The organism is Micromonospora sp. NPDC047753 (genome assembly GCF_040642735.1).
Classification (GTDB): Bacteria; Actinomycetota; Actinomycetes; order Mycobacteriales; family Micromonosporaceae; genus Micromonospora.
The window spans coordinates 1-7,723 of sequence record NZ_JBEYSL010000340.1 but is presented as its reverse complement, the minus strand read 5'-3'; the positions used below and the strand labels follow the sequence as shown (position 1 = coordinate 7,723).

6 protein-coding genes and 1 pseudogene are annotated in these 7,723 nt (G+C 72.7%); 3 read left to right on the top strand and 4 right to left on the bottom strand.

All coding sequences use genetic code 11. The features are described 5' to 3' along the window. Window positions 1-388: pseudogene (locus ABZ749_RS24540) on the top strand (hypothetical protein); the annotation flags it as partial. A 36-nt stretch (window positions 389-424) separates the two neighbouring features. Then, window positions 425-1,192, top strand: a complete 768-nt coding sequence (locus ABZ749_RS24535) for a nucleotidyltransferase domain-containing protein (protein WP_357231649.1) — start codon at window positions 425-427, stop codon at window positions 1,190-1,192. Window positions 1,193-1,219: 27 nt separating this feature from the next. Here the strand turns inward: ABZ749_RS24535 and ABZ749_RS24530 are convergent, their stop codons facing one another. From ABZ749_RS24530 to ABZ749_RS24520, 3 genes are all read right to left on the bottom strand, one after another. After that, the gene (locus tag ABZ749_RS24530) at window positions 1,220-2,614 is read right to left on the bottom strand and encodes an FAD-dependent oxidoreductase (RefSeq protein ID WP_357231646.1); all 1,395 of its coding nucleotides are present in this window, start codon (window positions 2,612-2,614) and stop codon (window positions 1,220-1,222) included. Window positions 2,615-2,962: 348 nt separating this feature from the next. Beyond that, window positions 2,963-4,684 carry a hypothetical protein gene (locus ABZ749_RS24525; RefSeq protein WP_357231643.1) on the bottom strand — a complete coding sequence of 574 codons (1,722 nt, stop codon included), beginning with the start codon at window positions 4,682-4,684 and terminating at the stop codon, window positions 2,963-2,965. Between the two features lie 268 nt (window positions 4,685-4,952). Continuing rightward, window positions 4,953-6,527, bottom strand: a complete 1,575-nt coding sequence (locus ABZ749_RS24520; RefSeq protein ID WP_357231640.1) for a bifunctional NAD(P)/FAD-dependent oxidoreductase/class I SAM-dependent methyltransferase — start codon at window positions 6,525-6,527, stop codon at window positions 4,953-4,955. Window positions 6,528-6,603: 76 nt separating this feature from the next. On the opposite strand from ABZ749_RS24520, the gene ABZ749_RS24515 reads away from it, so the two are divergent. Continuing rightward, window positions 6,604-7,200, top strand: coding sequence for a helix-turn-helix domain-containing protein (locus tag ABZ749_RS24515; RefSeq protein WP_357231637.1), 597 nt, complete (start codon window positions 6,604-6,606; stop codon window positions 7,198-7,200). Between the two features lie 41 nt (window positions 7,201-7,241). Here the strand turns inward: ABZ749_RS24515 and ABZ749_RS24510 are convergent. Continuing rightward, on the bottom strand, window positions 7,242-7,723 hold a 482-nt coding region (locus ABZ749_RS24510; protein ID WP_357231634.1), incomplete at its 5' end, for a class I adenylate-forming enzyme family protein.

Below are 7,723 nucleotides of genomic sequence, written 5' to 3'. Positions count from 1 at the left end.
CGAAGCGACCGATGCCCGTCAGGTGCCGGGCGAGATCGCCCACTCCATCGTCCCGATCGCGGTGGGGTACGTGGTGGCGCACTACTACTCGCTGCTGATCCTGGAGGGCCAGCGCACCGTCGCGTTGCTCTCCGACCCCCTGGGCACCGGCGCCAACTGGCTCGGCACCGCCGGCTGGGAGCCGCAGACCGCGCTGATCACGCCCTCCGGGGTGGCGAGCGTCCAGATCACCGTCATCATCCTCGGGCACCTGCTCGGCACGCTGCTCGCCCACGACCGCGCGCTGTACCTGTTCCCCCGGGCCCGGGCGGTGGCCGGCCAACTACCCCTGCTGGCACTGATGGTCGCCTACACCGTCGCCGGTCTGCTGCTGCTCTACGCGGGGTGATCCCACCCGGCTCCGACCCGTGCGCCATCATGGCCCGTGGACTCCGATCTTCAGCGCTACCTCGACGACCTCGTCAACACCGCCCGGGACGTGCTCGGCGCCGACCTTTTCGGCGCGTACGCGGCCGGCTCGGTGGGGCTCGGGGCGTACCAGCCCGGCCGCAGCGACGTGGACGTGGCGCTGCTCAGCGCCGGGCCGCTCACCCGCACCGTCAAGCAGACGTTGGTCGCCCGGCTGCGGCACGACACGCTGCCCTGCCCCGCACGCGGGCTGGAGTTGGTCGTCTACGACCGCGCGGTTGCCGCCTCCGGCACCCCCGACCCCGGTTTCGAGGTTGAACTGAACACCGGGGCCGCCATGCCGTTCCGCCGCACCCTCGACCCCGCCGACCGCCCGGTCACCGACGGCCGATTCTGGTACGGCCTCGACCGCAGCATCCTGCACCAGAGTGGACTCCCACTGCTCGGGCCACCGGCGGGGGAGGCCTTCGCCGACCTCGCCCCGGCCGACCTGCGCCGGCTGCTCATCGAGGCGCTGTCCTGGTGGCTCGCCCTGCCCACCCCGCCGGCCGACCAACCCGCGCCCGGCACGGAGGACGCCGTACTCGGCGCCTGCCGGTCACTGGTGCGCCACCGCGACGGCGTCTGGTTGGCGAAGGTGGCCGCCGGCCAGCGGCTGATCGACGCCGACGACCGGGCCGAGGTGATCCGTCAGGCGGTCGCCGCACGCCACGGTGGGCCGCCGCCCACCGGGGCGCAGGCCCGCGCCTTCCAACAACGGGTACGCGACGAGATCGCCGGGTAGCGGTCGCCTGGGCGGGCCCCGCGGCGCTCAGCGGACCGGGCTGGACACCAGCGAGGCGAAGAGCAGGTTGAGACCCTCGGTCATGGTCGGGTGGGTGATGACCGCGTCCCGCAGGGCGGTCCACGGCATTCCGGCGAGCATGGCCAGCTGCACCGAGGTGATCACCTCACCGGCCTCGGCACCGAGCAACGACGCACCGAGGATCCGGTCGCTGCTGGTGTCGATGACCGCCTTCCACATGCCCTGGGTCTGGCGCAGGGTGCGTGCCCGGGGGATGGCGGCGACCGGCAGGTGGGCGACCTGGATGTCGTACCCGGCGCGGCGCGCCTCGGTCTCGGTCAGGCCGACCCGCGCCAGTTCCGGGGTGGTGAAGACGGTGTACGGGATCAGCCGGTCGGCGGTGCTGCGTTGGCCTCCCGCGAGGTTCGCCCGGATGATCCGGTAGTCGTCCAACGAGACGTGGGTGAACTGCGGGCTCCCGGCGACGTCCCCGGCCGCCCAGGTGCGCTCGGCGCTGGTACGCAGGTGCTCGTCGACGTCCACGAAGCCCCGCTCGCTGAGCCGTACGCCGGCCACGTCCAGCCCGAGCCCGTCGGTGACCGGTTCCCGCCCGGCCGCCACCAGCACGTCGTCCCCGATCACCACGCTGCCGTCGTCCAGCGTCACCCGGAGCGATCCGTCGGCCTCCCGGTCGACGCGCGCGACGGCCACACCCACCCGTACGTCGATGCCATCGTCGAGGAAGACGCGCATCACCGCGTCGCTGACGTCGGGGTCCTCGCGGGTGAGCAGCCGTGGACCACCCTCGACCACTGTCACCGCGCTGCCGAACAACGCGAACATCTGCGCGAACTCCACCCCGACGGTGCCGCCGCCGAGCACCACCAGCCGGGCCGGCAGCCGGTCCAGGCGCAGCAACTCGTCGCTGGTGAGCACCCCGGCCTCGGCCATCCCGGGCACCGAAGGCAGATGGGGGCGGGTGCCCGTGTTGATCACCACGTCGCTGCCGCGCAACAGTCGCTCGCCGCCGTCGGCGAGTGCCACCCGTACGGTTCGTGGGCCGACGAACCGGGCCTCGCCGATCACCAGGTGCAGACCGGAGTCGAGGAACTGCTGCCGGTTGGCGGCGACCATCCCCTCCACCACGTCCTGCTTGTGCGCGCGCAACAGGTCGATGTCGACCCGGCCGCCCTCCACAGACAGACCGAGCGCCGACGCGTCCCGCAGCTGGCGGGCGGCCCGCGCGCTGGTCACCAGCGCCTTCGTCGGGATGCACGCGACGTTGATGCAACTGCCGCCGATCATGCCGCGCTCGACCATCGCGACCCGCTGACCGGATCGGGCCACGTCCATGCTCAACGTCTTGCCGGCCTTGCCGCCACCGACGACGAGCAGGTCGAACTCCTCCGGTTGGTTGGTCACCGGGCGCTCCTCTCGGTCACCGGCGGGGCCGGCGGCCACCGCTGGTGCGCGGCGGCCAGCCCAGCCTGCCAGCTCCGACCTGCGAGGCGACCCGGTTCCTCGCAGAATCCGCCCGAGCCATCACCCGTTCCTTGATCAGGTGATGGAAAGTAGGTCGTAGGAGGTTCGAAGACCTACTTTTCATCACTTGATCACCGCTGGTCAGCCATCGTCCGTGAGCTTCGCGCTGGTTCGCCCCGGCTCTCACTCGATCTCCCTCGTGAGTGGCTGGGTCGTCGACCGGCGGCCGGACGCTCGGCCCGGGCCCGCGCGGATCCGCTCCGGGCCCGGGTGCGACTGCGGCTGAGGTCAGTGTCGGGCGGCGCCGTTCTCGCTGACCGGCTGCCCGAAGGCCAGGAACGGCACGGGCGTGGGTGCGTCAGTGCCGATGTGCCGGGGGAAAGTCCGCTCGGCGTCGTCGGCGCTGACCTCCCGGGCCGCCGTACGGTCGGACGTCCCCGACTCCTCCGCGACCGCCGCAGCGCCGGCATGCGCGTCGTCTGCCTGCTCCACCGGTGCCCGCTCCCCGTTCGCGTGCTCGGCCGGGGCCTGGTCGCCACTGGCCCGGTCCACCGGGGCCAGGTCGGCGTAGCCGTTCTCGGCCGAGCCCCGATCGGCAGGTGCGGCGTCGAGCGGGGCGCGGTCGGCGGTGGCGCGATCGGTGTCCGCATCGTCCACGGTCGGGCGCTCCGCGGAGTACCGGTCGACGGTGAGCCGCTCGACGCGCTCCGGGGCGGGTCGGTCGGCGCTGGAGCGGGAGCCCACCATCGGGTACTCGGCGGTCTCCGTACCGCCGGCTGCCGCGGCCATGACCGCGGCGGCGGCGAGGTCGGCCACCCGCTTCGCCTCCCGCTGTACGCGGGCGCGGACCTCCTTGGCGTGCCGCTCGGCGGAGTCGCCGGCTCGCCGGGCCTCGTCCAACCGGGCGCTTTCGGCGGTCAGGTCCCGACGGACCTCACTGAGTCGCTGCTGCATCCGGGACAGCTCGTTCTCCAGCGTCTCGCCCTCCTGGCGGATCTCGGCGAGCTGCTGACGGCCGGTGTCCAGCTCCGCGTTCAGGTCGGCGGCCTCCTGCCGGCGCTCCTCAAGCTCCTTCTGCAGGGCGGCGAGCTGCTGCTGATGGCTGGCGGCCTGCTCGTCGGCGCGGTTGCGCAGCTCGGTCACGTGCTGCTGCGCCTCGGCGAGCAGCGCGGCTATCTGCTGCTCGGTCGCGCTGCGCTGCTCGGCCAGCTCCTGCTCGGCGGCGGCCTGCTGTTCGGCGATGTCCTGCTCGGCGGCGGTACGCCGTTCGTTGACCTCTCGCTCCACGCTGGCCTGCCACTGGGCCATCTCCTGCTGGTGCTTGGAGCGGGCCGACTGGAGTTCCTGCTGGATCTGGGTACGGGCCGACTTCATCAGCGCGTCGGCGGCGACCCTGGTCTGGTTGAGCTGCTGCGCGCTCTGCTCGGTGATCCGCTTGGCCTCGTGCTGGGCGCGCTCGTGCGCGGCCTCGCCGTCGGCCCGCAACTGCTCGGCGTGCTCGCGGATCGCTGTCAACTCGGCCTCGGCGTGGGCGCGCCGCTCCTCGTGCGCCTGCTCCTGCTCGGCCCGCCGCGTGGCCAGCTCCTCCGACAGGTCCTGACGTGCCTGCGCGGCCCGCTCACGGGTGTCGGCGAGGATCCGCTCGGACTCGCTGCGCAGCTCGTTGGCCCGGTCGGTGGCCGACTCGGTGATGATGCCAGCCTGCTTCTCGGCGAGCGCCATGATCTCGCCGACCATCGGGCCCAGATCGTGGAACGAAGCGCGGTCCACCTGCACAGGTTGCTCCTGAAGCTCGGCCAGTTCGGCGCGCAGTCGCTGCACCTCGGCGGTCAGTTCACGGACGCGGACGGCGGAGCGCCCGTGCTCTCCGCTCAGCATCGCGATCTGGCCGTCGAGCTGCTCCAGGTGCCGGTCCACCTGGCGTTTGTCGTATCCGCGAAGGGCGAGCTCGAAGCTCGGCCGGGAGGCCGCATCGTCGCGTGCTGCGTGCGGCTCAGCGCCGATGGACATGCACCATCCTCCGTACGATCGGGGCGTCAGGGTCGGCGGTCGCCTGCCCCACGGGCCGTCAGTGTGGCGCAACGCTACCGCTGACCCGACCTCATGCGAAGTCCTGCCCCACCACCTCTCACGTTGCCGTCCCGCGTTCCCCCGTTCCCGCGCCGACCATGGACTCGTGCTGCGGCAAAGGTGGGGCTCCACCACCCTTTGTCATCCAGCATCACTCCATGATCGACGCAGGTCGACGTGGTGACCGCACGGCGACGCGCGCGCGGGGTCAGCGTCGGCGGGCGACCAGGACCGCGTCGTGGAGGGTGATGTCCTCACCGTTCTGATTGGTGGCGAGGCGGGAGCGTTCCTCGGCCGCCAGCACCTCCCAGTGGGCGGGTTCCAGATCGGCGGCCACGTCCTGCGCGGTGTACATCATGTCCGGCATGTGCATCCGGTGCGCCGACCCCCACAGATCCGAGGGGTGGTGCCCGACGATCAGCAGGACCCCGCCGGGTGCCACCGCGGCGGCCAGCCGGCCGAACAACTCCCGCCGCTCTTGCGGCGGCAGGTGCATGAACTGCGCGGACACCAGGTCGTACGCCTCCTCGGTGGGCGGCTTGTCCCGTAGGTCGGCGTGGGTGAACTCGATCCGGTCGCGCACGCCCGCGGTCTCGGCGTGCGCGGCGGCCCGGCTCAACGCCGTGGTGGAGATGTCCACCGCTGTCACCTGCCAGCCGCGCCCGGCCAGCCACACCGCGTCGGCACCCTCGCCGCTGCCCACGTCCAGGGCGCGCCCCGGGGTCAGGTCGGTGACCTCGGCGACCAGTTGCGGGTTCGGCCGGCCACTCCAGACCGAGGGGCGGGACTGGTAGCGCTCCTCCCACGCCGGTTCTTCGAACGTCGTGGCCACCAACTGCCGGTACGCGGCCACCGCGTCGCGGGTCTCCTCGGCGATGAGGTCGGCGTTGATCGCCGCCGCCGCGGTCAGGCCGGCCCCGGCGGACGTGATCACCTGACCGCGGATGTCGGCCACGTTGCCCGCGACCCAGACACCCGCGACGGTGGTCGCGCCGGTGGCGTCGGTCGGGATCTGGGCGCCGATGACGTGCTCGCCCATCGTCACCTCCTCCGGGGCCAGACCCAACCCCACCAGCACGTCGGCGCGGGGAGTCAGCCGCGTCGCCACGACGATCGCGTCGAGCGCCACCACCCGGCCGTCGGCGAGCCGTACACCGGTCAGCGCGTCGTCGGTCACCTCCACGGCGGCGACCGGTCCGGGCACCACCGCGATGCTGCGGGCGGCGAGCCGCTCGGCGGTCTCCGCGTCGGGTGCCGGCGCGTCGTGCAGGAGGAGCAGCACGCTGGGGCTCCACTGTCGCCACATCTCGGCCTGGTGCACGCTCAGCGGGCTGGTCGCCAGGACGCCGATCCGGCGGTCCCGAACCTCCCAGCCGTGGCAGTACGGGCAGTGCAGCACGTCGCGACCCCATCGCTGGGCGAGGCCGGGCACGTCGGGCAGTTCGTCGGTCAGACCGGTGGTCACCAGCAGCCGGCGGGCCCGTACCGAATCCCCGCCGTCCAGGCTGAGCCGGAACCCGTCGTCGTCCCGGGTCGCGGCCTGCACCCGTCCGGTGCGGAACTGTCCGCCGTACCCGGACACCTCGGCCCGTCCGATGGCGAGCAGCTCGCCCGGCGGCGTCCCCTCCCGGCCCAGGTAGTTGTGCACCCGGTCGGCCGGCGCGTTGCGGGGCTCACCGGAGTCGATCACCAGTACCGACCGTCGGGCCCGGCTCAGCGCCAGAGCTCCGCTGAGCCCTGCGGCGCCGCCGCCCACCACCACCACGTCGTATGTCTCGTCCACCGGTATCTCCCTCTTGCTCTGTCGGCTGCGACCACCATCCGTCGCCGTCGGCAAAGCGGCAACTATCCTTGCCGTTATGGCAAACGAGGACAACGCCGCGCTGGCGGCCGTCGGCCCCCGGCTGCGTGCCCTGCGTCACCAACGTGGGACCACGCTGACCCAGCTCGCCGAGCTGACCGGCATCTCGGTGAGCACCCTGTCCCGGCTGGAGTCCGGTAGCCGTCGCGCCACCCTGGAATTACTGCTTCCGCTGGCGAGGGCCTACCAGGTGGCGCTGGACGACCTGGTCGACGCCCCCGCCACCAGCGACCCCCGGGTACGCCCCAAACCGATCGTCATCCACGGCGTGACGTACCTGCCGCTGACCCGCCGGCCGGGCGGCGTCCAGGCGTTCAAGCAGATCTTCCCGCCCGACCCGTCCGCCGGGGGCCGAATCCCGCAGGCCCACGAGGGGTACGAGTGGCTCTACGTGCTCTCCGGCCGGCTACGCCTGCTGCTCGGTGATCGTGATCTGACGCTGGCCCCGGGGGAGGTGGCCGAGTTCGACACCCGCGTCCCGCACCTGTTCTTCAACCCCGGCCCCGGCACCGCCGAAGCCCTCAGTCTCTTCGGCCCGCAGGGGGAGCGGTTGCACGTCCGCGCCCGCCCGGCCACGCCCGACAAGCAGCAGTAGTCGAGCCCGACCCCGTCGGCGGTGGAGTATCCAGGAGCTGCTCAGCCCCACCGTCGCAGGATTGTTGGTTTGTCGAGCTTTCCGACCGGGGTGTGCGGAAGCTCGTCGACCACCCGTACCCGGTCAGCCACACCGTGCTCGCGCAGGAGGCGGCGCGCCGCGGTGGCGACGTCCGCCGCCCGGGCTCCGTCTGCCGGCGTCACCACCACCAGCGGAGCCGCCCCGTCATCCGCCGCCGACGGGGGCACGACCGCCGCCTCACGCACCGCCGCGTCGGCTTCCAGCGCGCCTTCGAGCTGAGGTGCGAAGATCGGTCGCCCGGACGTGGTGGCCAGGACGTCGGCGACCCGGCCCAGCACGCGGTACTCGCCGGATTCCGTCTGCTCGCCCACGTCGCCGGTCCGGTACCAGCCGTCCCGGAAGGCACGTGCCGTCTCGACCGGGTTGCCCTCGTATCCGAGACCTCCGGTCCGGCCGACGACCCGTTCGATCGGCTCGGGGTGCGTGGCACACCGGGCCGGGT

Excerpts from the sequence above, each read along its gene's own strand:
- ABZ749_RS24525 (WP_357231643.1), bottom strand. The coding sequence starts at position 4,684 with ATGTCCATCGGCGCTGAGCCGCACGCAGCACGCGACGATGCGGCCTCC.
- ABZ749_RS24515 (WP_357231637.1), top strand. The coding sequence starts at position 6,604 with ATGGCAAACGAGGACAACGCCGCGCTGGCGGCCGTCGGCCCCCGGCTG.